Annotated in this window: 22 protein-coding genes and 1 tRNA gene; 4 read left to right on the forward strand and 19 right to left on the reverse strand. The window is 68.4% G+C overall.

Going from position 1 to position 26,932, the window contains the following annotated elements; translation table 11 throughout:
• Positions 1–4: 4 nt before the first annotated feature.
• The 3 genes from QYL93_RS04185 to QYL93_RS04195 are packed head-to-tail and all read right to left on the reverse strand — an operon-like array spanning position 5 to position 2,737.
• Positions 5–1,708 (reverse strand): ATP-binding protein, encoded by a 1,704-nt coding sequence (locus QYL93_RS04185; RefSeq protein WP_305742478.1) that lies wholly within the window; start codon positions 1,706–1,708, stop codon positions 5–7.
• Between the two features lie 7 nt (positions 1,709–1,715).
• Positions 1,716–1,943, reverse strand: coding sequence for a PP0621 family protein (locus QYL93_RS04190; RefSeq protein ID WP_305742479.1), 228 nt, complete (start codon positions 1,941–1,943; stop codon positions 1,716–1,718).
• Complete coding sequence (locus QYL93_RS04195) at positions 1,940–2,737, reverse strand: inner membrane protein YpjD (protein ID WP_305742480.1); 798 nt, start codon at positions 2,735–2,737, stop codon at positions 1,940–1,942. Before QYL93_RS04195 ends, QYL93_RS04190 begins: the two co-directional genes overlap by 4 nt.
• 90 nt (positions 2,738–2,827) lie before the next feature.
• Here QYL93_RS04195 and ffh point away from each other — a divergent pair, with 90 nt between their 5' ends.
• Positions 2,828–4,207, forward strand: coding sequence for a signal recognition particle protein (ffh, locus tag QYL93_RS04200; RefSeq protein WP_057201719.1), 1,380 nt, complete (start codon positions 2,828–2,830; stop codon positions 4,205–4,207).
• Positions 4,208–4,256: 49 nt separating this feature from the next.
• Here ffh and QYL93_RS04205 read toward each other — a convergent pair whose 3' ends face one another.
• The 16 genes from QYL93_RS04205 to QYL93_RS04280 all read right to left on the reverse strand — a co-directional run bounded on the left by QYL93_RS04205 (position 4,257) and on the right by QYL93_RS04280 (position 23,739).
• On the reverse strand, positions 4,257–4,958 hold the full coding sequence (locus tag QYL93_RS04205) for a DUF1266 domain-containing protein (RefSeq protein ID WP_305742481.1): 702 nt from the start codon (positions 4,956–4,958) through the stop codon (positions 4,257–4,259).
• The gene (locus QYL93_RS04210; RefSeq protein ID WP_305742482.1) at positions 4,955–6,109 is read right to left on the reverse strand and encodes a hypothetical protein; all 1,155 of its coding nucleotides are present in this window, start codon (positions 6,107–6,109) and stop codon (positions 4,955–4,957) included. Before QYL93_RS04210 ends, QYL93_RS04205 begins: the two co-directional genes overlap by 4 nt.
• The gene (locus tag QYL93_RS04215; protein WP_305742483.1) at positions 6,094–8,418 is read right to left on the reverse strand and encodes a hypothetical protein; all 2,325 of its coding nucleotides are present in this window, start codon (positions 8,416–8,418) and stop codon (positions 6,094–6,096) included. Before QYL93_RS04215 ends, QYL93_RS04210 begins: the two co-directional genes overlap by 16 nt.
• A gap of 112 nt (positions 8,419–8,530) precedes the next feature.
• Positions 8,531–9,382, reverse strand: coding sequence for a C13 family peptidase (locus QYL93_RS04220; RefSeq protein WP_305742484.1), 852 nt, complete (start codon positions 9,380–9,382; stop codon positions 8,531–8,533).
• A 246-nt stretch (positions 9,383–9,628) separates the two neighbouring features.
• Positions 9,629–11,662 (reverse strand): glucans biosynthesis glucosyltransferase MdoH, encoded by a 2,034-nt coding sequence (gene mdoH / locus QYL93_RS04225; RefSeq protein WP_305742485.1) that lies wholly within the window; start codon positions 11,660–11,662, stop codon positions 9,629–9,631.
• Positions 11,635–13,203 (reverse strand): glucan biosynthesis protein G, encoded by a 1,569-nt coding sequence (locus tag QYL93_RS04230; protein WP_305742486.1) that lies wholly within the window; start codon positions 13,201–13,203, stop codon positions 11,635–11,637. The genes mdoH and QYL93_RS04230 overlap by 28 nt, the downstream gene beginning before the upstream one ends.
• A 182-nt stretch (positions 13,204–13,385) precedes the next feature.
• Positions 13,386–14,807 (reverse strand): sigma 54-interacting transcriptional regulator, encoded by a 1,422-nt coding sequence (locus QYL93_RS04235; RefSeq protein WP_305742487.1) that lies wholly within the window; start codon positions 14,805–14,807, stop codon positions 13,386–13,388.
• 4 nt (positions 14,808–14,811) lie between these two features.
• Positions 14,812–15,459, reverse strand: coding sequence for a hypothetical protein (locus QYL93_RS04240; RefSeq protein WP_305742488.1), 648 nt, complete (start codon positions 15,457–15,459; stop codon positions 14,812–14,814).
• Positions 15,449–16,909 (reverse strand): sensor histidine kinase KdpD, encoded by a 1,461-nt coding sequence (locus tag QYL93_RS04245; protein ID WP_305742489.1) that lies wholly within the window; start codon positions 16,907–16,909, stop codon positions 15,449–15,451. The genes QYL93_RS04240 and QYL93_RS04245 overlap by 11 nt, the downstream gene beginning before the upstream one ends.
• A 24-nt stretch (positions 16,910–16,933) precedes the next feature.
• A complete protein-coding gene (miaB, locus tag QYL93_RS04250) occupies positions 16,934–18,274 on the reverse strand; it encodes a tRNA (N6-isopentenyl adenosine(37)-C2)-methylthiotransferase MiaB (RefSeq protein WP_305742490.1) in 1,341 nt (446 codons plus the stop codon).
• Positions 18,275–18,374: 100 nt separating this feature from the next.
• Entirely contained in the window at positions 18,375–18,827 is a 453-nt protein-coding gene (locus QYL93_RS04255) for a hypothetical protein (RefSeq protein ID WP_305742491.1), read from the reverse strand.
• Between the two features lie 165 nt (positions 18,828–18,992).
• Positions 18,993–19,069 (reverse strand) — tRNA-Met (locus QYL93_RS04260).
• A 25-nt stretch (positions 19,070–19,094) separates the two neighbouring features.
• Complete coding sequence (locus QYL93_RS04265) at positions 19,095–19,874, reverse strand: enoyl-CoA hydratase (RefSeq protein ID WP_305742492.1); 780 nt, start codon at positions 19,872–19,874, stop codon at positions 19,095–19,097.
• A gap of 77 nt (positions 19,875–19,951) precedes the next feature.
• On the reverse strand, positions 19,952–21,739 hold the full coding sequence (locus QYL93_RS04270; RefSeq protein WP_305742493.1) for a M61 family metallopeptidase: 1,788 nt from the start codon (positions 21,737–21,739) through the stop codon (positions 19,952–19,954).
• Between the two features lie 61 nt (positions 21,740–21,800).
• Positions 21,801–22,532, reverse strand: coding sequence for a DsbC family protein (locus QYL93_RS04275; protein WP_305742494.1), 732 nt, complete (start codon positions 22,530–22,532; stop codon positions 21,801–21,803).
• 73 nt (positions 22,533–22,605) lie between these two features.
• Positions 22,606–23,739, reverse strand: coding sequence for an FAD-dependent monooxygenase (locus QYL93_RS04280; protein WP_305742495.1), 1,134 nt, complete (start codon positions 23,737–23,739; stop codon positions 22,606–22,608).
• 91 nt (positions 23,740–23,830) lie between these two features.
• On the opposite strand from QYL93_RS04280, the gene QYL93_RS04285 reads away from it, so the two are divergent.
• The 3 genes from QYL93_RS04285 (at position 23,831) to rarD (ending at position 26,899) form a co-directional block, all read left to right on the forward strand.
• Positions 23,831–24,700 (forward strand): MOSC domain-containing protein, encoded by an 870-nt coding sequence (locus QYL93_RS04285; RefSeq protein WP_305742496.1) that lies wholly within the window; start codon positions 23,831–23,833, stop codon positions 24,698–24,700.
• 84 nt (positions 24,701–24,784) lie between these two features.
• Positions 24,785–25,879, forward strand: a complete 1,095-nt coding sequence (gene ychF / locus QYL93_RS04290; RefSeq protein WP_305742497.1) for a redox-regulated ATPase YchF — start codon at positions 24,785–24,787, stop codon at positions 25,877–25,879.
• A gap of 126 nt (positions 25,880–26,005) precedes the next feature.
• The gene (gene rarD / locus QYL93_RS04295) at positions 26,006–26,899 is read left to right on the forward strand and encodes an EamA family transporter RarD (protein WP_305742498.1); all 894 of its coding nucleotides are present in this window, start codon (positions 26,006–26,008) and stop codon (positions 26,897–26,899) included.
• Positions 26,900–26,932 lie beyond the last annotated feature (33 nt).

The following is a 26,932-nucleotide window of genomic DNA, read 5'->3' on the forward strand; positions in this document are numbered from 1 at the left end:
AGCTTTAGACAACAATCGTGTCGAACAGGGAGGTGGGCTCGGCGGGCCGGGTGGTGCGCCGAAAGCCGACTGTAAAGGCATTGCCGCCGGTGTCGCCGCGCTGGGTCAGGCGCACCACGCGCTGGTAGCCGATGGAGGCGCCGTGGCGCTGGCACAGTTCGCGGCAGATGTACAGGCCCAGGCCGCTGGAGCGGCTTTCGGACGAAAAGAACGGCTCGAACAGGTGGCGCTCCACGGACTTGTCCATGGGGGCGCCATCGCTCCAGACCTGCAGGCTGACCTGGCCCGTGATGGTGGTGCGCGTGGTGATGCACAGCGAATCGGGCTCCGGGCCCATGTAGCGCAGGGCATTGTCCAGCAGGTTCACCAGCACGCGGCGCAGGTGCTCGGTGTCGAATTCCACCTGCGCATCGCCGGCGCTCAGCGCGATCAGGCCGCGCCGTTTTTCCGTCTCCTGCCCCTGCCAGTCGCTCCAGATCTGGGCCACGGCGCTGTCCAGGTGCAGGGTGGAGGCCGGCGACTGGCTGATCTGGTGCTGCACGCGGGCAATGTCCAGCACCTCCTCGGCAATGCGTGCCAGGCGGTCGGCGTTTTGCTGCACCATGTGCGCCAGGCGTTTCTGGCCGGGGTCCGTCAGGTCTTCTTCCAGCAGGGCATTGGCCTGGACGATGGCCGCCAGGGGGTTGCGGATCTCGTGCGCCACGGCGGCCGACATGCGGCCCATCGCGGCCAGCTTCTCGGTGCGCAGGCGCGCCTGCATCTCGCGCAGGTCGTGCAGGAACATCACGCACAGCCGCTCGCTGCCGGCCTCGCGGGCCGGTGTGCGCGAAGAGGTCAGCCAGGTGCGCACATGCAGCCCGGTGGGGCTCTCGCCGGGGTGCAGCAGGTCCGCATCGGCGGTCTGGGGTTGCTCCTGGCGAAAGGTGCGGCGTGCCAGCTTCACCAGCGGATCCCATGCGGCCGCATGCGTCAGCGAAAAGGGCAGCGGCGGCAGCGGCGGTTGCCCGAGCAATTGCAGCGCGGCCGGGTTGGCGGTGCGCACGACGTCGTTCTCGTCCACGACGAGCACGCCGTCGGTGAGGTTCTGGATCACCAGGGCGCTCACCTGCGTCTGCACGCGCGCCATCATCTGGCTTTGCTGGGCCACTTCCTGTTCGCGCGCCAGGCGCGTGGCGAGCTGGTGCACCAGGTAGGAGACGATGAAGTAACCGGTGCCCGTGAGGGCGCTCTGCAGGTAGCGCTGCGGGTCGTCGACGCCGGAGCGCGAGCCCAGCCACGCCAGACCCAGCAGCAGCAGGGTGACACCCGCCGTGGTGCCCAATGCCAACGTGAGCGTGCCCAGCACGGCCGCCATCAGGATCGGCAGGCCGAAGAGCGGGGTGTAATTCAAGGCGCCCGAGTGCAGCAGTTGCAGGGCGCAGACCATCGCCAGATCGACGCCGATGGACGGCAGCCATTGCATGCCCGTGCCCGGCGATGGCGGCCGGTGGCGCGCCAGGATGCGCATCAGGAGGGTGGCAACGAGGTAGGCCACCGAGACCGACAGTGCGGCGGGGTCCAGCACCTGATTGACCGCCTGCCCGAGCGTCTGCAGCAGCACCAGGGCGATGGCGACCATCACCCGGGCGGTCAGGAAGCCCTTCCACAGGCGCAGGAACGGCGCGTCCACCGTCACGAGCAAGTTGTTGCCCGACACGTTGTCCGCCATGGTCGGCTCAGGGCTTGCCAAGGCGCTGGTGCTCCAGACTGCAGTAGGCGAGGTCGCCTTGGATCTGCGCGTCGGCATGCGGCACATGCACGCCGCAGTGCGCGCAGGCCACCATGTCCTGGGGCAGCGCCGGGGGGCGGGACTTGCCGGGCTGGGGGGGCTTGGGTGCGGCGCGGTTGCTGCGCCAGATGCCGATGGCCACCACCAGCACCACCAGCAGAACGAGGTACTTCATGCGCTGCGGCCCAGGATGACTTCGAGCACGAAGCGCGAGCCCACATAGGCCAGCAACAGCAGCCCTGCACCGGCATACAGAACGCCCACGGCGGTGCGGCCGCGCCAGCCAAAGCGTGCGCGGCCCAGCAGCAGCGTGGCAAACGTGATCCAGGCCATCAGCGAGAAGATCGCCTTGTGGTCCCAGCGCCAGGCGCGGCCATAGAGCGCATCGCCAAACAGCCAGCCGGCCAGCAGCGTGGCGGTGAGCAGCACGAAGCCGGCCGTCACGAAGCGGAAGGTCAGGCGTTCCAGTGTGAGCAGCGGAATGCCGCTGTGCGGGTCTTCGGCCTGGCGGATGTGGCGCTCGGCCCGTGTCATCAGCCAGGCATGGACCACCGCCGCGCCGAACAGGCCGTAGCAGGCAATGCCCAGGGCCAGGTGCAGCGGCAGCCAGGCCGAGGCCGACACGTGCAGTGGCTGGCCCGGGAACACCATGGCGAGCACGATGGCCGCCGCGCCCAGCGCTGCCAGCACCCAGCGCGCCTGCATCTGCGGAAACAGCTGCTTTTCGACCGCGTACACCGTAAGCACCAGCCAGGCCGTCATCGACAGCGCCGGCGCGAAGCCGAAGCGCGGCGCCTCGCTCCACAGCCCCAGCACCAGCGTGGCGCCATGCAGCAACCATGCGACCAGCAGGGCGTTGCGCATGCCCGCAGCCCCCAGGCGCGACGCTGCGGCAGCCGGCATGGCATAGGCTGCCGCTGCGGCAAGCGCGAGCAGCCAGCCCAGGGGAGAAGCACTGGGTAAAATCATGGTTCACAGTTTAGTTGTCTTTCGCCTCACCGCCCGCGCCCTGGCGGGCCTGCATGCACTCGCACCGCAGGCAAACCCGGAACAATCCCTATGGCCTCCGCCCTTACCGACAAACTCACGCGCCTCGTCAAGGAGATGCGCGGCCAGGCCCGCATCACCGAATCCAACGTGCAGGACATGCTGCGCGAGGTGCGCATGGCCCTGCTCGAAGCCGACGTGGCCCTGCCCGTCGTGCGTGATTTCATTGCCCGCGTCAAGGAAAAGGCCCTGGGCCAGGAGGTGCTGGGCTCGCTCAAGCCGGGCCAGACCCTGGTCTCCATCGTCAACCGCGAACTTGCCGCCACCATGGGCGAGGGCATTTCCGACATCAACCTGGCCGCCCAGCCACCCGCCGTGATCCTGATGGCCGGCCTGCAGGGGGCCGGCAAGACCACCACCACGGCCAAGCTGGCCAAGCACCTGATCGAAAAGCGCAAGAAGAAGGTGCTTACCGTCTCGGGCGACGTCTACCGCCCGGCCGCCATTGAGCAGCTCAAGACGGTGACCAAGCAGGCTGGCGCCGAGTGGTTCCCGAGCACCCCCGACCAGAAGCCGCTCGATATCGGCCTGGCCGCGCTCGATTACGCCAAGAAGCACTACTTCGACGTGCTGCTGGTCGACACGGCCGGCCGCCTGGCCATCGACGAAGTGCTGATGAAGGAAATCAAGGACCTGCATGCCGCGCTGAACCCGGTAGAAACCCTGTTCGTGGTCGATGCCATGCAGGGCCAGGATGCGATCAACACGGCCAAAGCCTTCAAGGAAGCACTGCCGCTCACCGGCATCGTGCTGACCAAGCTCGACGGCGACTCGCGCGGCGGTGCCGCGCTGTCGGTGCGCCAGATCACCGGCGCGCCGATCAAGTTCGCCGGTGTCTCCGAAAAGCTCGACGGCCTGGAGGTCTTCGACGCCGAGCGCCATGCCGGCCGCATCCTGGGCATGGGCGACATCGTGGCCCTGGTGGAGCAGGTCACGGCCGGCGTGGACATCGAGGCGGCGCAAAAGCTCGCTGCCAAGGTCAAGAGCGGTGACGGCTTCGACCTCAACGACTTTTTGTCGCAGCTTCAGCAGATGAAGCAGATGGGCGGGCTGTCGAGCCTCATGGACAAGCTGCCGGCCCAGTTCACCGCCAAGGCTGGCGCCGTGGACATGGACAAGGCCGAGAAGGACATCAAGCGCAAGGAAGGCATCATCCAGAGCATGACCCCGCTGGAGCGCCGCAAGCCCGAGCTCATCAAGGCCACGCGCAAGAAGCGCATCGCGGGCGGTGCCGGCGTGCATGTCCAGGAGGTGAATCGCCTGCTCAAGGAATTCGAGCAGATGCAGGACATGATGAAGAAGATGAAGGGCGGCGGCCTGATGAAGATGATGAAGAAGATGGGCGGCATGAAGGGCCTGGGCGGCGGTGGCATGCCAAAAATGCCGTTCTGAACCTGGCCTTCCATCACCCACAGCCCTGAATGAGCGCAGGCAGCGCTCTTCAGGGCTTTTTCGTGGGCGGTGGCGGCAATGGCCAGGGCAGCCAGTGCCAGGGGTGGTCGCGGTTGGCCACCCATTGCGCCACGTCGTCTTCGGTGAATGCCACCCCAAGGCTGTCGGCGCGCGAATGGGCCACCCATTGGCGGCGGCCGCGCGCGCAGGCGGTGCCGAAATCCTGCCAGCCCTGAAAGCAGTCAGCCGCGCGCTGCGCGTTGTGGTGCAGGATCTGCCACTGCGTGGCCTCGTCCAGCCAGCCCAGCAGGGCCGCAGTGCGGGTGGCGAAGGCCACACGCGCGCAGGCCAGGGCCATGGCGTCGCGTGGGACATCGTCGGGGCGCAGGGCGTCCAGGCCCATGCGGAACCAGCGCTCGCGCAGGTGCCCGGGCAGGGCGGCGCGGACCTGCTCGTCCGCCATGTCGCTGCGCAGGCCCAGCAGGTGCAGCAGGGCCGGGCGCAGGGATTGCTGCAGCGGCTCGGCCAGGCGCGGCATGCGCGCATCGGCAAAGCCGCCGTGGATGCGCGCGAAGGCCATGGGGTCGGCCAGGGCCAGGGTCCAGCTCCAGTGCGCGTCCAGCACATACTGCCGGCGCAGGCGCGGGCGCCCGTACCAGCGCAGGAACGGCCCCAGCACCCACAGCAGCAGCCGCCAGGCGAGCCAGGCCATGAGGCACAACCCCAGCGCGAACCCCAGCCAGGCGATCATGGCGTGCGCTCCGTGGCCTGCAGGCCCGCTGCGTCCAGTGCCGCCGCCACGGAGGCCGCCAGCGGCAGGCCCTGCAGCAGCGCCGGGTCGCGTGCGGCCACCAGCCACTGCACCAGCGGCGATGGGGCGGGCAGCTCGCGCACCAGTGCGGGCCGGGCCTGCACCAGGCGCAGCTGGTCCGCTTCCAGCGCCACGTCGCGCACGGCGCACCAGCACTGCGATGCGCGCACGATGCCCATCTGCAGCGCATCGGGCGGCGCGTCCTCGCAGGTGGCCAACTGGTTGAGCAGCGCCAGCACCTCGCCCTGGTAGCGCTCGATGGGTGGGCGGTTCTGCCTGCCCTTGATCTGGTCGATGGCCAGGCGGCCGTCTTCGCGCACATGGGCGCTGATGGTGATGTGCGGCACGTGGCTGGCCGTGCGGTAGGAAAACAGGCGCATGCGCCCCTCTTCGCAGGCCTTGGCGTAATGCTCGCCATAGCCGCCGGCCAGGCTGCGCCGGCTGGCGAACTGGCCAAGGCAGTGGCGCATCATCTGGCTTTCATAGGCCATCTCCGCGCGCAGGTGCGCGCTGTCCGGCCGAAACTCGATGAAATGGCCCTGCTCGCCCTGCCATGCCAGCGCCACGGCCTCGCTCTGGTGCTCGCGCCAGCCGGCGGCGGCCTTGGCCTCGTAGGCCGCATGTTCTTCGGCCCACAGGGCCAGCGCCTGCGGGGCGGTCACGCGCTGCAGCTTGCCTTGCAGCGCCGTGCCGTCGCGCGACAGCAGGAACTCCACAAGCCGGGCCTCCAGCGCCAGCACCGCATCGGCCTCGGGGTCGATCCACCACAGCGGGGCTTCCGGCCCGGGCGCATGGCGCGCAGGGGCGTCGCCCAGCCGGGCCAGCGCCCAGGCCGGCACGGGCGCCGGCCTGAGCAGGGCCTGCGCCTGCCCGCGCTGCGTGACGGCCTGCAGCACCGGCGCCGGGGCCTGCAGGTTGCCCACCACATGCCGGTAGAAGTGGTTGGCCAGCCAGGCACGCACCTCCTCCGGGTCGTTGCGCTCCTGGCTGCGCCGCTCGATGGCGCTGCGGATGGCCGGCGCGTTGACCACGTCGCGCGCGCCATAGGTGCCGCGTGCGGCGGCGCCGGGCGCCATTACCAGAGCTTCCACCAGGGCTTGCCGGCGGCCATGGCCTTCTTGCAGCTGGCGATGTCGTCGCGCGCGTAGCCGGCCTGCTCGGCATCGCTCTCGTCGCCCGGGCGCACCATTTTGAGCGACTCCTGGTAGAGCGCCATGGCACGTTCGTACTGCTTGGTGTTCTCGTACACGTTGCCGGCCACGCGCCGCACGCCGGGCAGGGCATTGGCCAGCACGCGTGGCATCACCTGCTCGAGCCGCGCCAGGGCGTCGGCCGGCTGCGACCACGCCAGGTTGCGCAGCATGACCAGCAGGGCGCCGAGGTAGTCGTCCTCGTTCTCGGCCTGGTCATCGCGGTCGAGACCGTTCCACCATTCATCCAGGCGCTGCAGCCAGATGTCGATTTCATTGTCGCGGTCCAGTTCGTAGAGCGCGCGGCACACGCGCTTGAAGTAGTCCGTGGGATCGTGGCGCCCGTAGCCATGGTCCAGCGCGTAGTGCCACAGCTGGTCGGCCGCCGCGATGAGCTCGGCCTTGCGTTCCGACGCCGAATAGCAGGACACGAGGCCGTTGTGGTGCTCCGCAAAGGGGCTGGTGGCCAGGCCCTTGTGGTGCAGTTCGATGGCCTTGTCGTACTCCTTGAGGTTCCAGCGGTAGTAGATGGCCAGGTTGTTGCACAGCATGGAGTAGACGTGCACGTCGCCATCGCGGAACCAGCCTTCGCCGGTGGCGAAGAAGGCATCGAAATGCACCACGGCCGCCTCGTAGTAGCGCGCCTTGAGGGCATCGATGTCCTGCTCGGGCCAGTTCCCGTCGTCGCTGGCGCCGCAGGCCTGCTGCAGGTTGAAGTCCAGCCATACGCCGAGGTTGTAGCACCAGCTGGCTGCGGGCGAGGCCGCAAACGGCCGTTGCAGCGCCTTGGTGACGCCATGCACCTTGACCCGGCTGACCCACAGCGCCTGCAGCAGGTCGGGCGCGGCCATGGCGGGCTCGCGCGCTGCCGTCTCCAACAGCGGCAGGGCGCGCGCGTGTTCGCCAGCGGCAAACAGGCGCAGCCCGTCCAGGCAGGCCAGCGCCGGGTGCTCCGGCACGGCGCTGCGCACCTGCGCGAGGTGGTGATCCATGAAGGCGGCGGGGTCTTCGGGGTCTTCCACACAGCCGGCGTCGTTCATGGCGGCGCTGGCCAGCGCCAGGTGCCAGCCGGGGTGGGGCGTGGCGCCCCGGGCCAGGTGCGCCTTCATCTGCGCAAGGGCGACCGTGCAGGCATGCTGCGTCGACCCGGGGCGCTGGCTGCTGGCGCTCTCGAAAGCCAGTTGTGCCGCGTCGTCCAGTCGGCCGGCTTCGATCAGCAGGTCGAGCACGAAGATGCTGAAGCTGTCTTCCTGGTCGCCGGTCAGGCCGAAGCGGCCCTGCCTGGCCTTGACCAGGGCCTCGTCGAGGCGGCCCTGGCGCTGCAGGGCCCGGGCCTGCAGGCGGGCGCGGCGCACGGAGACGTCGCGCTGCAGCGGCCGGGACAGCTCGGCCGGCATGCGCGCCCGGATCTGCTGCACGATGGTGTCGATGCTAGTCGGATCCAGCACCACGAACTGCTCGCCCAGCTTCAGCCAGTCCTCGTGGTCCACGTCCTGTCCGGGCGCGGCATTGCGCAGCTGGTCCATGGCCTGCTGCACCAACTGCTGCGCCTGCTTGGCATCGCCCTCGGCGGCGGCCACTTCGGCCAGGCGCGTGGCCAGCACGGCTTCGTCCCAGGCGCGGTAGGCTGTACGCCCGGGCTGCACCACCTGCAGCGCATGGCGGGCCTGGGCACACCGGCGCCACACCCCGTAGTCCTTGCTGCGCTCGGCCTGGCCCGACAGGTGCTCCCAGGCCCGGTCGGACTGCTGGTCCAGCGGCGGCTGAGCCAGCAGGCGCGCCATGCCGTCCAGAGCCTGGTGCAGCAGCGCAGCCTGTTCGGGCAGGGCGCGCAGCGCCTGGGTGCGGGCAAAGCCGGCGTGCACCTGTGCCTGGTGGCGCTCGGCGGCGGGCAGGTCGTCGACCAGGGCGGCGGCATGGCTGTCGATGGCCTGCAAGGCCTGTGCCGGCTGGCCGGCCTGCATCCACAGTTGGTGCACGCGGTGCAGCACGTCCAGCGATCCGGGCTGCAGGGGCTGCAGTCCCAGCATGTCGGCCAGGGCCTGCATGCGCCGGGCATGGCCGGCTTCCTCGCTCTCGCCCTGGCCGTCTGCTCCGCTCTCATCTTCTTCACTGGCCTCGAACAGGGCCTCGGCTTCGTCCAGGTAGGCATCCAGCAAGGGGCCGGACAGCGGGGGGATGTGCAGGGTCTGTGCGGTGGCAGTCAGCATGGTGTGGGGCGAAAAGGAGGGGGCGGGAGGGCCGGGTGGTGTGCCCGGCATGGCAGCCTGAGGGCGCTTACGGCGCTTACGGCGCTTACGGCGCTTACGGCGCTTACGGCGCTTATGGCGCCTGCAGCCAGTCCTTGAGCGGTTGGCCGGCCCAGGCCTTGGCTTCGTCGCCGACGAAGGCCAGGGGCTTGGACGCAGGCAGCTTGCGGCGCTTTTCCTGCGCGGCGATGGATTTCTGGGCTGCGCCCATCCAGTCGGTGATCGACAGGTTCTCGGCACCCGCCTGGCCGAACAGGGCCTCGGCGAACGGGGTGTTGTTGCCGGTGTACTGGCACTTGAACGAGGTGCTGCGCACATCGGTCGCGGTCAGCACCACGCGGTTCGGGGCCTTCAGCGGCTCGATGAACGCACCGCTGTAGCAGGCGGACAGCACCACCAGGGTGGGCACCTTGGCCAGAGGGGCCAGGGCATCGCTCAGGATCTTGGGCGTGATGGGCTGCTGGTTCTTGCCGCCCGCGTTGACGCTGAGCAGTCCCGGGTTGGCGTGGGTGGAGATGAACAGCAGCACGCGGTCACGCGGGCGCGCGACCTCGGCCGTCTTGGCCATCACCAGCGCGAAGTTCTCGGCCGTGGCCTGCGGCCAGTCGGCGCTCTGGTCCTTGGCCTGGTTGGCCAGCCGCAGCATCAGGGCGTTGGGGTCGATCTCGCTGACCAGCTTCTCGGCCAGCTGCACATCGTTGCGGAAGGCCTTGGACTGCGAGTGCATCGCAAAGCCGGCAAAGATGATGCGGCCTGGCGGCTCGACAGGGGGTGGCGGCTCGGGTGCGGCCTGGGGCGCGGGCACGGGGGACTCGGCCACCTGGGCAGGGGGTGCGGCACAGCCGGCGGCTGCGAGGGCCAGGGCCAGGGCGCTGGCGTGCAAGAAGCGCCGCGTGGCGGCGTGGGGGGCAAGAGGCGATGGCATCGATGGTGTTTCCACGGTAGGCAGGAATCGGGAGCCACCGGGCGCGGCGCGCAGGTGGTTCCGAAGCGTGCGTATCGTAAGGGAGTGCCATGGCGAGTCCAGCGCCTGTTTGGGTGAGTGGCCATGCCTGTGATTGCGTTGTCATTCATGGCCACCGGTAATTGCATGCTATCGAATGGGTAGCAAACGACAAAAAGCCGGTGCATGCACCGGCCTCCTGTTTGTGTGGCATATGTCACACTTTGATCATGCTGCGGCCCGCAGCGCCGGCCGTGCCAGGCGGCTGGCATGCAGCCAGGCGCGGCGCAGCACGGGAGGCGACCACGACTCCTCGGGGATCAGCAGCAGGCGCTGCGCACGCATCGCCTTGCCCAGGGCGATCTGGCTGGTCAGCACCGCCAGCGGAATGGCCAGCGCCAGCGGCAGGCCCACGGGCATCAGCCACAGCAGGGCGCTGCCATCGACGAAGGCCACGCCCAGGGCCAGGAGGGCGATCACGGCGGTCATCGGTGCGAGCTGGCGCGTGGCCTGGCCCCAGGGCACGGCATTGGCTTCGCGGGGTGGCGACTTCCATTGCAGTTCCAGGCCGGTGATGGCCAGCAGCACGAACAGCGAGTGGGCCAGCATGCGCACGGGCGCCTGCAGGATGGCCAGCACGCTCTCGACCACCGCGCTCTTGACGAGGCTCCAGCCGCCGCCGTACTGCGATTGTTCCTTGCGCATGAAGACCGCGGTCACGCCCAGGATGCGCGGCAGGAACAGCATGGACACCGTCCAGCCCCACAGGCCCAGCAGCTCGGCCGGCAGAATGTGCCAGTTGGCCACCACGGGCGCACCCGACAGCCACAGCGCCGTGCCCAGCGTCAGAAAGGCCAGCCACAGCGGTGCCGACAGGTAGGCCATGGCGCCGGTCACGAACATCGAGCGGTGCACGGCATGGATGCCGGGCTCGGCCATCAGACGGGCGTTCTGCAGGTTGCCCTGGCACCAGCGGCGGTCGCGCTGCAGCTCGGCCAGCAGGTCCGGCGGTTGCTGCTCGTAGCTGCCGATCAGGTCGGACACCAGCCACACGTGGTAGCCGGCGCGGCGCATCAGCGCGGCCTCGACGAAGTCGTGCGACATGATGCCGCCCGACAGCCCGCCCTTGCCCGCGATGGGGGCCAGCGCGCAGTGCTGCATGAAGGGTTCCATGCGGATGATGGCGTTGTGGCCCCAGTAGTGCGACTCGCCCAGCTGCCAATACTGCATGCCCAGGGTGAACAGGCGTCCGGTGACGCGCGAGGCGAACTGCTGCGCACGGGCGTGCAGCGTGACGTGGCCGATGGCCTGCGTCGCGGTCTGGATGATGCCGGCGCTGGGGTTGGCCTCCATCAGCTTGGCCATGGAGACGATGCAATCGCCGCTCATCACGCTGTCGGCATCGAGCACCACCATGTAGCGGTAGTCCTTGCCCCAGCGGCGGCAGAAGTCGGCCACGTTGCCCGCCTTGCGGTGGCTGCGGCGCGTGCGCAGGCGGTAGTACACCTGCACCTGGGGCTGCTGGCCGTGCTCGGCCAGCGCGCTGCGCAGGTCCTCCCAGGCGGCACGCTCGGCTTTGGCGATGTCCTTGTCGTAGCTGTCGGACAGCACGAACACGTCGAAGGTGGCGCCGTGGCCCGTGGCCGCGACCGACTCGCAGGTGGCACGCAGGCCGGCGAACACCGTGGCCACGTCCTCGTTGCAGATCGGCATGATGATGGCCGTGCGCGCCTCAGGCGAGAGTTGGGCGGATGCCACGCTCTTGGCCGACAGTGCATGGCGGTCGCCGCGCAGCATGACCCAAAAACCCATCATCCCGGTCATGAAGCCGGTGACCACCCAGGCCGAGAGCAGCGCGAACAGCGCCATCTGGCCATAGCCCAGCCAGGCGTTGTCGTAATCGGGCTGCACACCGGCGAACAAGGTAGTGGCCAGCGTGGTGCTGAGCACCGTGAGCAGCGCAAAGGTCCAGCGGCGGCGCTGGGCGGCGCCCTGCCAGGCCTCGTGCTGCATGCCGGCCGGGGTGGCCGGTGGAGCGCTGCCGCGACGGCCGGTCAGGCGCAGCAGCAGCGCGGTGCCGATGCTGTTCCAGAAGCCGCGCCAGGGCAGCGGCACCATTGAGCCGCGGTGGAGCGGCGGTGCGGTCACGGAGTTGGGGTGGCGCTCCTCGCGCAGCGTGCTGCGCTGCGTGCGAGGGGCACCACGGTCTTCAGAGGCGAGGGGCTCTGACGGGCTTACTCGGGAAGAATGATGTGCGTCCATGTTTCGCTCACAGCGTTGTTGTCGTGTTGAAGGAAGGCGCGCAGCTCGATCGGGCGATCGGCCTGCTGGCGCTGTACGCGCACGGTCATGCGCCACTGCCCGGTGGCAGGGTTGCGGTAGGCCGCGTTTTCGAGAACCTTGCCGTTGGCGTCGGCGGTGACGACGGCCTTCACGGCCGCATCGGCGGGCAGGGCGGCCAGCGCCGGGCCGTTGAAATCGACCACGTACTGCACCTGCTGGCGCAGCTCCTGCGCGCTTTGCTGGGTAAAGCCCATGCCGCGGCGCGACTGCGTGACCCAGCTGCCCGGTGGGCGCTGCTGTTCGTCGCCCTGCCAGCCGAGTTCGTACGAGAACTCCAGCGGCGTGCCGGGGGCTGGCAATTTGGCAGGAACCCAGTACGCAACGATGTTGTCGTGCGTTTCGTCGGGCGTGTTGTTCTGCACCAGTTCCACCCGTCCTGGGCCCCAGTCGTGCAAGGGGCGCACCCAGGCGCTAGGACGGCGCTCGTATCGGGCTTCCACGTCCTCGTAGCTGGCCCACTGGCGGTCGCGCTGCATCAGGCCGAAGCCCTTGGGGTTGGTGGTGGTGAACGAGGTCACCAGGGTGCTGCCCGGGTTCTGCAGCGGGCGCCACAGCCATTCGCCTTCGCCCGTGGCGACCATCAGGCCGTCGGAGTCGTGCACCTCGGGGCGGAAGTCCTGCTTGCGCGGCTGGTTCTCGCCAAAGAAGAACATGCTGGTCAGCGGCGCCACGCCCAGCGTGCCGATGGGCTTGGCCGCGTTGCCGCGCACGAAGACCCGGGCGCGCACGGTGGTCGCGGTCTGCGGCCCCGGCGTGATGTCGAAGCGGTAGGCACCGGTGGCGCGGGGCGAGTCGAGCAGCGCAAACACCGTGACCTGCTTGCCTTGGGGCTCGGGCTTGACCAGCCAGAAGTCGGTGAAGCGCGGAAACTCCTCGCCCGTGCCGCCCACGGTGTCGATCGCCAGGCCGCGGGCCGACAGGCCGTACTGCTGGCCGGCGCCCAGCGCGCGGAAGTAGCTTGCGCCCTGGAACACGGCCAGCTCGTCCTTGTACTCGGGCGAATTGAGGTGGTTGTGCAGGCGAAAGCCCGCAAAACCGAGGTCACCCCACGCCTGGGGCTGCACGGTGTTCTTGCCGTAGTCGAAGTCGGCGCGGCTGTAGTGGATGTCGCGCGTGCCCGAAGGCGTCACTTCATGGATGCGCACCGGCTGGGTCTGGTACAGGCCCAGGTGGAAGAACATGGCCTCGAAGGGCAGCTTCTCGGCGCGCCACAGAGCGCGCTCGGGCTTGTAGCGGATGTCGCGCACCTGGTCGTAGTTGAGCTGGGCCAGGTCGGCGGGCAGCTTGTCGCTGGCAGCAACGAAAGGCTTGTCGGCGCGCTCACGCGCCAGCTTTGTCAGGCTCTCGAAATCGAACGCCTGTGCCTGCGCCATGCTGGCCGCCAGCAGGGCGGACAGCGCCAGCGTGGCTGCAGCGCTGCGGCGCAAGCTGCGTGAAAAAGAAGGAAAGACAGCATCCATGCTGGCATATAGGGCAAACCCTGTGCCAGCTTGAAAAAATGCTTGTATATCAAAGACTTAGGGGTGATCGCGCCTGTAAGCAAGTGTGCAGTGCAGCAAAATGACCTCAAAAGGCCGTTTTTTGTCGCCGGATGGCGACAGGGGGATGGCCGATGGTGGTCAATCCCTTTGAAATCAACGACTTACTCTTGTCGCTCATCGGCGACGTCATCTCGCAGGCCCTCGTCCGGGCTGGCGTCGCTCTTGAAATGGCCGGGGGTCAGCGCATGCTTTTGCAGCAGCCGGTAGAACTCCGTGCGGTTGCGTTGCGCCAGGCGCGCGGCGTCGGCCACGTTGCCATCGGTCATCTTGAGCAGGCCCACCAGGTACTCGCGCTCGAAGCGCTGGCGCGCGTCGGCAAAGCTCAGCACCGGGGCCGAGGGGATGCGCAGCGCGCGCTGCACCAGGGTCAGCGGCACCAGCGGCGTGGTGGACAGGGCGCACACCTGCTCCACCACGTTGAACAGCTGGCGCACATTGCCGGGCCAGGCCGCCGTGGTCAGGGCCTTGAGGGCCTCGGGCGCGAAGCCGGACAGGCGCTTGTCGTACTTGCGCGCCAGCCGGTCCAGGAAGTGGTTGGCCAGCAGGGCAATGTCCTCGCGCCGCTCGGCCAGCGTGGGCAGCGCCAGCGTCACCACGTTGAGGCGGTAGTACAGGTCCTCGCGGAACTGGGCCGTGGCCATGGCGGCCTCTAGGTCGCGGTGGGTGGCCGAGATGATGCGCACGTCGATGGGCGTGGACTGGCTCGACCCCACGGGCCGCACGGCGCGCTCCTGCAGCACGCGCAGCAGCTTGACCTGCAGCGCGGGCGGCATGTCGCCGATCTCATCGAGCAGCAGGGTGCCGCCCTCGGCCGCCTGGAACAGGCCCTTGTGGTTGCTGGTCGCGTCGGTGAAGGCGCCCTTGACGTGGCCGAACAGCTCGGATTCGAGCAGCGCCTCGGGGATGGCGCCGCAGTTGACCGCCACGAAGGGCTTGGCCGCGCGCGGGCTGGCGCGGTGGATGGCCTGGGCCAGCAGTTCCTTGCCGGCGCCGCTGTCGCCCAGCAGCAGCACGCTGGCGTCCGACTGGGCGACCATGTAGGCCTCGGCCAGCAGCTCGGTCATGCGGTTGGAGCGGCTCACGATCTCGGCGCGCCAGGCCTCGTTGGCATGGGCCTGGGCCACGACCGGGGCGCTCAACGCCAGGGCCTGGCCAATCTTTTCGAGCAGGTCCTTGCCGTCGTATGGCTTGGTCAGGTAGGTGAACACGCCGCGCGAAGTGGCCTCCACCGCATCGGGAATGGTGCCGTGCGCGGTCAGCAGGATCACGGGCAGCGAGGGGTGGCGCTCGCGCACCTCGTCGAACAGGGCCAGGCCATCCTTGCCCGGCAGCCGCACGTCGCTGAGCACCAGCTGGGGCCGGGCCATTTCGAGCTGGGCCAGTGCCGCTTCGGCAGAGCCCACGGCAATCACCTCGTAGTCCGCAGCCTTCAGGCGCAGCGAGAGCAGGCGCAACATGTCGGCATCGTCATCGACGACCAGAATGCGTTGTCGGCCGCTGGCGGGCTTGCTGGTGGGCGGCATGGTTTCAGCGGACCTCGCTGGCTGCGGGGGCGGGTGGCCGGGCGGTCATGCTGCGCTCGATGGCACGCACGGCCTCCAACCGCTCGTTGAGCTGGTCGTTGCGGCGCTGGGCATCGCGCAATTGCTGTGCCTGCCGCTCCAGTTGCTCTTCCAGCCGGCGCTGCTGCAGCAGCCGCGCTTCCAGCAGGCGAGCCAGGGGTTGCAGGGGCTGCGTGGCGGTGTCGTTGTGGCCCAGCAGGCGCTGCACCTGCGCCAGGGCGCGGGCCGTGTCCACGGGCTGGCGGGTCTGGGCCAGGGCCAGCGCCAGGTGCAGGGGGCTGGCGGCCAGCGTGTCCTCGGCCTCGCCCAGGCGGGCGATTTCACGGGTCAGCTCGGCAGGCGGCATGCGCTGCACGCGGTCGGCATAGGCCAGCGCCTGGGTGAGCTGGGCAGATTCGGGCGCAGGCGCGATGGCCTGCGGCGCGGTTTCCCGGGGGGGCTCGGCGGGGGGCGGTGCCACGGGCAGGGGGGCTGGCACCACCACCGCCACGGGGGCGTGCGGCGTGCCTGCAGGCGGGGTGCTGATGCAGGCGGCCAGCAGCGCTGTGGGCGCCAGTACCAGTGCGCCGATGTGGCGGCGCGCAGCACGGGTGGATAACAGGCTAGGAGGCATGGGGCAATTCGATGCGAAAAAAGGAATGGTCGCCATCTTCCACCAGTTCCACCCGGCCGCCATGGGCGCCGATGTATTCCTGAACGATGGACAGGCCTACCCCGGTGCCGCGCACGGCATCTTCGGGCTGGCGGGCGCCGCGGTAGAAGGGCTCGAAGACATGGGGCCGGTCGGCGGGAGCCACGCCGGGGCCCTGGTCGATGACGTCGATGCGCACCCGGCCCGGCACCCGTGACACTGCCAGGCGCACCGTGCCCTGCTTGGGCGAGAAGCGGATGGCGTTGGACAGCAGGTTGCCGATGGCCGAGGCGATCTTGTCGCCGTCGATGGCCAGCGACACGGGCGAGCCCTGCACCACCACGCGCAGGCTGCGGGCCTGCCATTGCAGGCGCTGGGATTCGACCTGCGCCTCCAGCAGCGCGATCAGGTCGGTGTCGCGCCGGCGCAATTGCCGGGCCTCGAAGGCGGCGGCGTTGAAGCGCAGCAGCGCCTCGATCTCGTTTTGCAGCACGATCGTGTTGTGGTGCAGGATCTGCGCCACCTCCTGCTGCTCGGCATTGAGCTCGCCCGTCACGCCGTCCTGCAGCAAGGCCACGCCCTCGCGCATGGAGGCCAGCGGGGTCTTGAGCTCGTGCGATACGTGGCGCAAAAAGCGCGCCTTGTCCGAGTCGAGTTCCAGCAGGCGCAGGCGCAGCCATTCGAGCTGCAGGCCCACGCGGCGCACGTCGGCCGGGCCATTGATCTGGATGGGTTGCTCCAGGTCGTTCTCGCCCAAGAGGCGGATGGCGCCTTCGAGCCGCTTGAACGGCCGCGCCAGCCAGATGCCGAACGACAACGCCAGAGCCAGCGCCAGCACGATCACGCCCACCACCTGGTGCGTGACCTCGCGGCGGCTGGCGTCGACCTTGGCCTGCAGGGCGCTGTTGCGTTCGGCGTTGAGCTCCTGCACCGATTGCACGATGGCGTTGTGCAGCGTGTCGAGCGCGGCGAACTCCTCGGCTGCGGCGCGTTCGTTCTCCAGCGACACGGCGGCCGGTGCCGCCATCAACGACTGCACCGTGGCCAGGTGGGCGCGCCACTGGGCCACGTGCCGGGCCGGCAGGCCGCCGTCCTGCAACTGCTGCAGGGTCTGCTGGGCGTCGCGTGCGATGTCGTCAAAGCCCCGGCGCAACTGCGCGTCGCCCAGCACCAGCGACTGCCGCGCCGCCCGTTCCATGGTCTGGCCGCGCTGGCCCAGGGCCTGCGCAGCGGCGCTCAGGCGCGTGGCCTGCACGGCGCCCTCGCGGCTTTGCACCATGAGCTGCTCCAGCGTGTACAGGGCACCGAGCGAGCTGGCGCCCAGCAGGCCGGCAATCAGCAAAAAGGCCAGCAGCAGCAACTGCTGGAAAGACAGGCCATGCAGGCGGTTCCTGCCCGGTTCACTCACGCGTGCAGCGCTCGATTCGGCCATGGAGAGTGGGGTGTGCCGCGCAGCTCAGGCAGTGGCTGCTTCCTGCACCACGACTTCGCCGCGCAAGGTGTAGGCCTTGGCCTCGGTGATGGTCACGTCCACCATCTGGCCTACCAGGCGCGGCTGGCCCACGAAGTTGACCACACGGTTGCACTCGGTGCGGCCCATGAGCTCGCTGGCGTCGCGCTTGGAGGCGCCTTCCACCAGGATGCGCTGCACCGAGCCCACGCGGCTTTCGCTGATGGACTTGATGTTGGCGTTGATCACCGACTGCAAGTGCTGCAGGCGGCGCAGCTTCACCTCGTGCGGCGTGTCGTCGTGCAGGCCGGCGGCGGGTGTGCCGGGGCGCGGGCTGAAGATGAAGCTGAAGCTGTTGTCGAAGTGGATGTCGTCGATCAGCTTCATCATCTTGCCGAAGTCTTCCTCGGTCTCGCCGGGGAAGCCGACGATGAAGTCGCTGCTCATCGCCAGGTCGGGGCGGATGGCGCGCAGCTTGCGCACCGTGCTCTTGTATTCCATGGCCGTGTAGCCGCGCTTCATGGCCATCAGGATGCGGTCGCTGCCGTGCTGCACCGGCAGGTGCAGGTGGTTGGCCAGCTTGGGGATGCTGGCGTAGGCTGCGATCAGGCGCGGCGTGAACTCATTGGGGTGGCTGGTGGTGTAGCGGATGCGCTCGATGCCGGGGATCTCGGCCACATATTCGAGCAGCAGCGCGAAGTCGGCGATCTCGGCGGTGCCGCCCATCTTGCCCAGGTAGGCGTTCACGTTCTGGCCCAGCAGGGTGATCTCTTTCACGCCCTGGTCGGCCAGGCCCGCCACTTCCACCAGCACGTCGTCGAACGGGCGGCTGACCTCTTCGCCGCGCGTATAGGGCACCACGCAGTAGCTGCAGTATTTGCTGCAGCCTTCCATGATGGAGACGAAGGCGCTGGCGCCCTCGACCCGTGCCGGAGGCAGGTGGTCGAACTTCTCGATCTCGGGAAAGCTGATGTCCACCTGCGGGCGGTCCAGCCGCTCGCGCTGGTTCAGCAGTTCGGGCAGGCGGTGCAGGGTCTGGGGGCCGAACACCACGTCCACGTAGGGCGCGCGCTTGATGATCTCGGCGCCTTCCTGGCTGGCCACGCAGCCGCCCACACCGATCTTCACGCCGCGGGCCTTCAGGTGCTTGATGCGGCCCAGGTCGCTGAACACCTTCTCCTGCGCCTTTTCGCGCACGGAGCAGGTATTGAACAGGATCAGGTCGGCCTCGTCCACGTTCTGCGTGGGCTCGTAGCCCTGTGCGGCGTGCAGCACGTCGGCCATCTTGTCCGAGTCGTACTCGTTCATCTGGCAGCCGAAGGTTTTGATGAAGACTTTTTTGGCCATGGCAGTCAATTCTCGTGTCCGAATGGGGATGCAGCGGCACGCGTGGGGCGGCCGCTTTGGGTGGGGTGGTGGGCGCGCGCGTGGCCCACCGGGACCGGGCTTACTTCTTGACCGGGTCTGAGTCGGTGCGGAAGTTGAACTGGATCGTGTCCCCAGGACCTTTGCGTGGCTGGGCCACCTCGCCCTGGGTCAGGATCCAGGCGGACAGCAGCATGCCCGTGCTGTTCTCGATCAAGTAGTTGACCTTGAAGGTCTGGCCCTGCACGGTGTGCAGCATCACCAGCGTGTTCTGCGGGGTGAACAGGCGCATGCCCGGCGCCATGCGGATGGAGTTGCCATTGAGCTTGGCCTCGGATCCGGCCAGCACGGTCAGGTTGCCGCGCAGCGAGGCATCGGGAAAGTTGCGCATCTCGCCCATGCCGCCGGGCACCTGCTGGGCCTGGACCGGGGCGGCGGCGCACAGCAGCGCGGCGAGGCCGGCGGCAGCCAGGGCGCGCAGCGGGGATCGGCCTTGGCGGGCTTGGAAAGTCAGGGCAGGGGTGCAGCGGTTCATGGTGTGTATCCAGAGGCTGTGAAGCAAGGTGGGGAAGGCGATTTTACCGGCCGGTGCGCTGGCAAAGGCCTTTTGGAACAAGCCCTTACCGTGCACACCATGCGCCGAAACAACGCCGGCCCAAGAAAAAACCCGCAGCGCCAGGGCGCAGCGGGTTTTTGGATGTGGTGGTGGTAGGTGGACTTGAACCACCGACATCAGCATTATGAATGCTGCGCTCTAACCAACTGAGCTATACCACCGCAGACCGAAATTATAGAACAAAAATTATTGGTGTGTAAAGTTCGCGGCGCGTTTGTTCACGAAAGCGTCCATGCCTTCCTTCTGGTCCTGGGTGGAGAACAGGGCGTGGAACAGGCGGCGCTCGAACATCACGCCGTCCGACAGGCTGCCTTCGAAGGCACGGTTCACCGACTCCTTGGCGGCCATCACGGCGATCTGCGAGAAGCCCGCGATGACCAGGGCGGCGCCCAGGGCTTCGTCGGCCAGCTTGTCGTAGGGCACGATGCGGCTCACCAGGCCGGCGCGCTCGGCTTCGGCGGCGTCCATCATGCGGCCCGTGAGGGCCATGTCCATGGCCTTGGCCTTGCCTACCGCGCGCGGCAGGCGCTGCGTGCCACCGGCGCCGGGGATCACGCCGAGCTTGATCTCGGGCTGGCCGAACTTGGCGTTGTCGGCGGCGATGATGAAGTCGCACATCATCGCCAGCTCGCAGCCGCCGCCCAGCGCAAAGCCGCTCACCGCCGCGATCACCGGCTTGCGGATGGAGCGGATGGTCTCCCAGTTGCGCGTGATGTAGTCGCCCTTGTAGGTGTCGGCAAAGCTGTACTTGGCCATGGCACCGATGTCGGCGCCTGCGGCGAACGCGCGCTCGCTGCCGGTGACGATGATGCAGCCGATCTTCTCGTCGGCATCGAAGGCCTTGAGGGCTTCGCCCAGCTCGTTCATCAACTGGTCGTTGAGCGCGTTGAGCTGCTTGGGGCGGTTGAGCGTGACGATGCCGACCTTCTCGGCTTCGGTGCGCACTTCAATGGTTTCGTAGGCCATGGAATCGGATCTCCTGTGGTTGTTGGTGTGTTGTTCGGTCTCTGCCGGATGACTATACCCAAGCCGTGGACGCTGCCTTAAGCGAGCCAGCGGCCCACGGCGGTACTGTTGGTCACCCCCAGGCTGATGGTGTCGGGCGGGGCGCCCTTGCGGTCGGCGGCATCGGGTGGCAAGGTCAGCGGCAGTTGCAGCAGCCGGCCATCGCGCGCCACCACGGCCACCAGCTTGTGCTCGGTGCCCGCATAGAAGGCCACGTCGTCGAGCTTCTGCACGCGCCAGCCCTGGCCATCCACCAGCACGCCCAGCCACTCGTCGCCGGCGGCAAGCCCGGCCTTTTCGGCGGCACCGCCGCGCAGCACGGTCTTGATCTGCACGCTGTGGTTTTCCGCCACGCGCATGCCCAGGCGCTGGGCCAGTTGCGGTCGCTCGGCCTTGAGCAGCACACCGTGGGCCGCCAGCAGTTCGGCCAGCGGCAGTTCGGCCGTGCTGTGCACCCAGGCGTCGATCTCGCTGTCGAACGAACGGTGCCCCAGTTTCTGCAGCACCGCGCGCAGGTCGGCCTCCGCCATGGGGCCGCCTTTGCAGTGTTTCCACAGCGCACGCATCACCTCGTCCAGCGTGGTTTTGCCGTCGCGGCGCAGGGCCAGGTCCAGGCACAGGCCCACCAGCGAGCCCTTGGTGTAGTAGCTCACCGTGCCGTTGGCAGTGTTCTCGTCCTGGCGGTAGTATTTGACCCAGGCATCGAAGCTGGCCTGGGCCACCGTCTGCACGTGGCGCCCGGGGGTCTGCAGCACCTGGTTGACGGTCTTGGTGATCAGCTTGAGGTAGGTGGCGTCGTCGATCAGGCCGGCGCGGCGCAGCAGCAGGTCGTCGTAGTAGCTGGTGAAGCCTTCGAAGAACCACAGCAGCTGTGTGTAGTTCTCGCGGCCGTAGTCGTAGCGGGTGAGCTCGGCCGGACGCAGGCGCTTGACGTTCCAGGTGTGGAAATACTCGTGGCTGATCAGGCCCAGCAGCGTGGTGTAGCCGTCGCCTGCGCGCGCCTCGCCCTGTCGCGGCAGGTCGCGCCGCCCGCAGATCAGTGCGGTGGAGTTGATGTGCTCCAGCCCGCCGTAGCTGTCGCCCACGGCGTTGAGCATGAACAGGTAGCTCTTGAACGGGGCCTTGCCCTTGTCGCCGTGCCAGAAGGCCATGGCCGTCTCGCAGATCTTCTGCGTATCGGCCAGCAGGCGCTTGCCATCGAACGAGGGCGCGGCGCCCGCGACGACGAAACGGTGTGCAACGCCCCCGGCCGTGAAACGCCCGCTCCAGAAGGTGCCCATCTCCACCGGGCAGTCCACCAGCTCGTCGTAGTGCGCGGCGGCATAGGTGCCGAAGCCCGCCTTGTCGGTGGCGCGCGCCGCCAGCCCCGTGGCGACGGACCAGTGCGCGGTGGCGGCGGTGCTCGCCACCTCCAGTGTGTGCGCGCCGTCCTCCTGGCCGTGCACGCGCAGGCACAGGCTGGTGCCGTTGAAAAAGCCGCGCGCGGCATCCAGCCACGCGGTGCGCACCGAGTTGTCGTAGGCGCAGACCTGGTAGGTCAGCACCAGGGCCTGGCCGGGGCGGCACTCCACTTGCCAGCGGTTCTTTTCCTGTTGGGTCAGCGGCACGCTGCGCCGGCCCTGGCGGGCCTGCAGCTGCTGCAGGTTCTTGGAAAATTCGCGCACCAGGTAGCTGCCCGGTATCCATACCGGCAGCGATAGCTCCTGCTGCTCAGCTGGCGCGGCCACCGTGAGGGTGACCGAGAACAGGTGGGCGTTGAGGTCGGCGGGCTCGATGCGGTAGTGAACGGGGGCGGGGTGGGTAACGTCGGTGCGCTGGGTGGCCATGGGCGGTGCTTTGCGTGGCGTGGGGCCTGGCACCTCGGGGCACCGGACCCGCGGATGTCTGTCAGTTCGTGGTGGGCGTGTCGGCGGCGGCTTCTGCCAGCCGCTTTTCCACGTCCTGCGCGCCGATGGCGCCCGGCACGCGGATGCCATCGGCAAAGATCAAAGTCGGTGTGCCGGTGATCTTGTGTTTCTTGCCGAACGCCAGGTTGCGCTGCAGCGCGTTCGTGTCGCAGCTCGCGGCCGCAGGGTTCTTGTCGCGCACCATCATGTCCTGCCAGGCGGCGACCTTGTCCTTGGCGCACCAGATGTTGCGCGATTTTTCGGCCGAGTCGGGGCTCAGGATGGGGTACAGGAACAGGTACACGGTCACGTTGTCCACCTTCTGCATGTCGCGCTCGAAGCGCTTGCAGTAGCCGCAGTTGGGGTCCTCGAACACCGCCACCTTGCGCTTGCCGTCGCCACGAACGATGGTGAAGGCGTCCTTGATCGGCAGGGCCGAGAAGTCCACGGCCGTGATCTTGGCGATGCGGTCTTCCGTCAGGTTGCGGCGCGCCTTGGTGTCGATCAGCTCGCCCTGGATCAGGTAGTTGCCCTTGGCATCGGTGTAGAACACGTCGGTGCCGATGCGCACCTCGTACAGCCCCTGCATGGCCGTGGGGCTGACCTCGTCGATCTGCTTCATCTGCGGAATGCGCTCGGCCAAGGCCTTGCGGATGGCCGCTTCCTGGGCAATGGCCGACAGGCCCAGCAAGGCCAGCGCGGCGCCTGCCAGCACGGTGGAAATCAGTTTCATGGTGTTCTTGCTCGCTTCAATGGTGTCTGGCGGGCCTGCATGTGGGCGCAGCCCCTGGTTGCCGGTAAGTGGGTCAGTGGATGCCCATGGCCTGGCGGGCCACGAAATTCTTGATCGGTCCGCTGCGCTCGAAGCCCTTCATGCCCCAGTTGCGCAGCGCCTGCCAGGGGCCATCCTGGCGGGCGAACAGCTGCTGCAGCCCGTCGGTGGCCAGCCCCATGGGCAGCAGCGCAGCCTTGCGTTCCCTTTCATAGCGGCGCAGCAGCTTGGTGTCGGCCACGCTGCGCCAGTAGTCCCGCCCGTGCAGCAGCCCGGCCAGTGCCTGGGCATCGGCCAGCCCCAGGTTCAGCCCCTGGCCCGCCAGCGGGTGTACGTTGTGCGCCGCATCGCCGGCCAGCACAAAACTGCGCTGCTGCTTGCCCTTGGGCGCCAGGGCACCGCACCAGCGGTCGGCCCGGGCCTGCTGCAACGGCCAGGAGGCGCGTTCGCCCGCCAGTTGCAGACTGCCCAGCGCCCGCTGGCTCGCCGCTTCCAGCCGCTCTGTGAATTCCTCGGGGGCCAGCGCCAGCAAACCCGGCACCTGCTCCTTCTGAACAGACCACACGACCGCCACGGAGTTCCCTTCGGGCCCGCCCAGGGGCAAAAAGGCCAGGATGCCGTCGGGCAAAAACCACTGGCGCGCCACCTGGCCGTGCGGCAGCGCGCAGGTCAGGCGCGTGGCAATGGCGTGCTGCTCATAGGGGGTGACCTCGAATTCCACCCTAAACTCGGCGCGTGTCTGGCTGGCGCGGCCTTCGCAGACCACGGTCAGCGCGGCGTCCACCGGCTCGCTGAGCGTTTCCACCTGGGGCTGGTAGCGCACGGCCTCGGCCAGGCGCGTCTCCAGGGCCGGAACGTCCACGATCCAGGCCAGGGCGTCCACCCCCTGGGCCTGTGCGTCGAAACGCACGGCGCCGCCCTGGTCGCCCGCCACCTGCATGCTCGTGACCGCCGTGGCATGTGTTGCGTCGGGCCAACTGCGCAGGCCCTCCAGCAGGCTGCGCGAAGCACTGTTCAGGGCGTAGGCCCGCACGTCCGAGGTGGCACCTGCCGCAGGGGCCGGGCCAGCCACCAGGGCCACCCGCAGCCGCTCGCGCGCCAGCAGCAGGGCCAGGGTGCGGCCCACGATGCCCGCGCCGCGAATACAGATATCAAAGGTTTGCGCCATGCGGTCCATTGTAGGAGCGGCTCCATTGCCTGCAGGGGCAGTGCAAAATTGGGGCCTTTCCCTGTCCGTTCTTTTCCAGGAGCGCCGCCGCGTGAGCTTCAGCACCGAATCCGACCTGTCGGGCACCATTGCCCGCCTGTTTGTCTACCCCATCAAGTCCTGCGCCGGCATCGAGGTGCGCGAGGCCCTGCTCACCGAGACCGGCCTGGACCTGGACCGCGCGTGGATGCTGGTCGATCCAGAGGGTCAGTTCATCACCCAGCGCGAGCTGCCGCGCATGGCGCTGATCCGCCCCCAGCTCAAGACCGAGGAAATGGTGCTGCGCGCCCCCGGCATGCTGGCCCTGCACGTGGGCATCGACGTGGTGGAAGAGCCCATGACCGTGACGGTATGGCGCGACACCGTGCCCGCCTGGGACATGGGCCCCGTGGCGGCCCAGTGGTTCACCGACTTCCTGGGCACGCCCTGCCGCCTGGTGCGCTTCGACCCCGAAGTGAAACGCCTGTCGAGCATGGACTGGACCGGTGGCGTGGAGGTGCCCAACCAGTTCGCCGACGGCTTTCCGCTGCTGGTGGCCAGCGAGGCGTCGATGGACAGCCTCAACGAGCGCCTGGCCGCCGCCGGCCACGCGCCCGTGGGCATCGAGCGTTTTCGCCCCAACCTGGTGCTCGCAGGGGTGGAGGCGCACGACGAAGACCGGGTGGACCAGATCCGCATCGACGCCGAGGGCGGCGAGCTGCAGCTCGTGCCCGTCAAGCCCTGCGCGCGCTGCCCCATCCCCGACATCGACCCGGCCACGGCCGAGAGCACGCCAGCGGTGGGCGACACCCTGCGCGCCTACCGCCAGGACAAGCGCCTCCATGGCGCCATCACCTTCGGCATGAACGCCATCGTGCGCCAGGGTGCGGGCCAGATACTGCGCGTGGGCCAGCGCGTGGCGGCCGATTTGCGCTTCGATTGAGGGCTTGTCCGGGGTGCTGCGGGTAGGGTGCGCGGCAGCCCCGTAAAATCGGGGTTTGTCTCCCGAATTCCAGAAAGCCCTGCCATGAGCCTCCAATGCGGCATCGTGGGCCTGCCCAACGTCGGCAAGTCCACCCTCTTCAACGCGCTGACCAAGGCCGGCATCGCCGCCGAGAACTACCCGTTCTGCACCATCGAACCCAACGTGGGCGTGGTCGAGGTGCCCGATCCGCGTCTGGCCCAACTGGCCCAGATCATTTCGCCCGAGCGCATCGTGCCGGCCATTGTCGAGTTCGTGGACATCGCGGGCCTGGTGGCGGGTGCCAGCCAGGGCGAAGGCCTCGGTAACCAGTTCCTGGCCCACATCCGCGAGACCGATGCCATCGTCAACGTGGTGCGCTGCTTCGAGGATGACAACGTCATCCACGTGGCCGGCCGCGTCGACCCGATCTCGGACATCGAAGTCATCCAGACCGAGCTGTGCCTGGCCGACATGGGCACCGTGGACAAGGCGCTCAACCGCTATAGCAAGGCCGCCAAGTCGGGCAACGACAAGGACGCTGCCAAGCTGGTGAGTCTGCTCACGCGCATCCAGGCCGCCCTCAACGAAGGCAAGCCCGCCCGCTCGGTCGATATCACCAAGGAAGAGCAGCCCCTGCTCAAGTCCCTGTGCCTGATCACGGCCAAGCCCGCGATGTTCGTGGGCAACGTGAGCGAGGACGGCTTCGAGAACAACCCCTTCCTGGATCGCCTCAAGGAATACGCCGCCAGCCAGAACGCCCCCGTGGTCGCCATCTGCGCCAAGATGGAAGCCGAGATGGCCGAGATGGGCGACGAGGACCGCGACATGTTCCTGGCCGAGATGGGCCAGAGCGAGCCGGGCCTGGCCCGCCTGATCCGCGGCGCCTTCAAGCTGCTGGGCCTGCAGACCTACTTCACCGCCGGCGTGAAGGAAGTGCGCGCCTGGACCATCCACATCGGCGACACGGCGCCCCAGGCGGCCGGCGTGATCCACGGCGACTTCGAGCGCGGCTTCATTCGCGCGCAGACCATCGCCTTCGACGACTACATCGCCCTCAAGGGCGAGCAGGGTGCCAAGGACGCGGGCAAGATGCGCGCCGAAGGCAAGGAATATGTCGTCAAGGACGGCGACGTGCTGAACTTCCTGTTCAACGTCTGACGCCTGGCAGATTCCCCGGCAGACGCTCCCGGCGCCTGCCCCGCATCCCTGCAGTGCCTCGTGCGTGCAGGGATTTTTTTCATGTGCACCCGACGATGCGCCGTGTGCCGATGCCCTTATGGACCCATGAACACCGGAATCCTCTACGCCAGCCTGGCCTATGTCGCCTGGGGCCTCTTGCCCCTTTACTTCCGCCAGGTGGCCGATGTGCCGGCGCTCGAAGTGGTGGTGCACCGGACTGCCTGGGCGCTCATGTTCCTGCTGGTGGTGCTGGGCCTGCGCCGGCAGTGGGCCTGGTTGCCGGCGCTGCTGCGCCAGCCGAGGGTAGTGCTGGCCTTCGGGCTGTCGGCCTTGCTGCTCTCATCCAACTGGCTGACCTATGTGTGGGCGGTGCAGAACCAGCATGTGATGGATGCCAGCCTGGGTTACTTCATCCTGCCGCTGGTGAACGTGGCCATGGGTTTCTTCTTTTTGCACGAGCGGCCCCGGCGCGGGCAGTGGCTGGCGCTGGCCGTGGCGGCTGCCGGCGTGCTGTGGCTCACGGTGCAGACCGGCCGACTGCCATGGATTGCGCTGGTGTTGGCGCTCACTTTTGGTGTCTATGGCCTGCTGCGCAAGCTGGCGCCCCTGGGTGCGCTGGAAGGGCTGACCCTGGAGACGCTGATGCTTGCGCCGCTGGCCTTCGGCGCCATGGCCTGGTGGGCCTGGCAAGGGCAGGGCGTGCTGGTGCAGGGCGATGTCGCCTCGGTTGGCTGGCTGGCACTGGCGGGGCCGCTCACGGCCATCCCGCTGCTGCTGTTTGCCGCCGGTGCCCGCCGGCTGCCCCTGGCCACGCTGGGCATCCTGCAGTACATCTCGCCCAGCCTGCAGTTCGCGCTGGGCGTCTGGCTGTTCCAGGAGCCCCTGCAGCCGTCACGTCTGGCAGGCTTCGTGCTTATCTGGGCCGCATTGGTCGTCTACAGCCTGGAGGGCTGGTGGCAACTGCGGGCGGGCTCCGCCGCCGTGGCGGCAGGGCGCTGATGGGGGTGGCTACTGGAAAACACGGGGGCGATA

The organism is Acidovorax sp. A1169 (genome assembly GCF_030704685.1).
GTDB lineage: Bacteria > Pseudomonadota > Gammaproteobacteria > Burkholderiales > Burkholderiaceae_C > Acidovorax.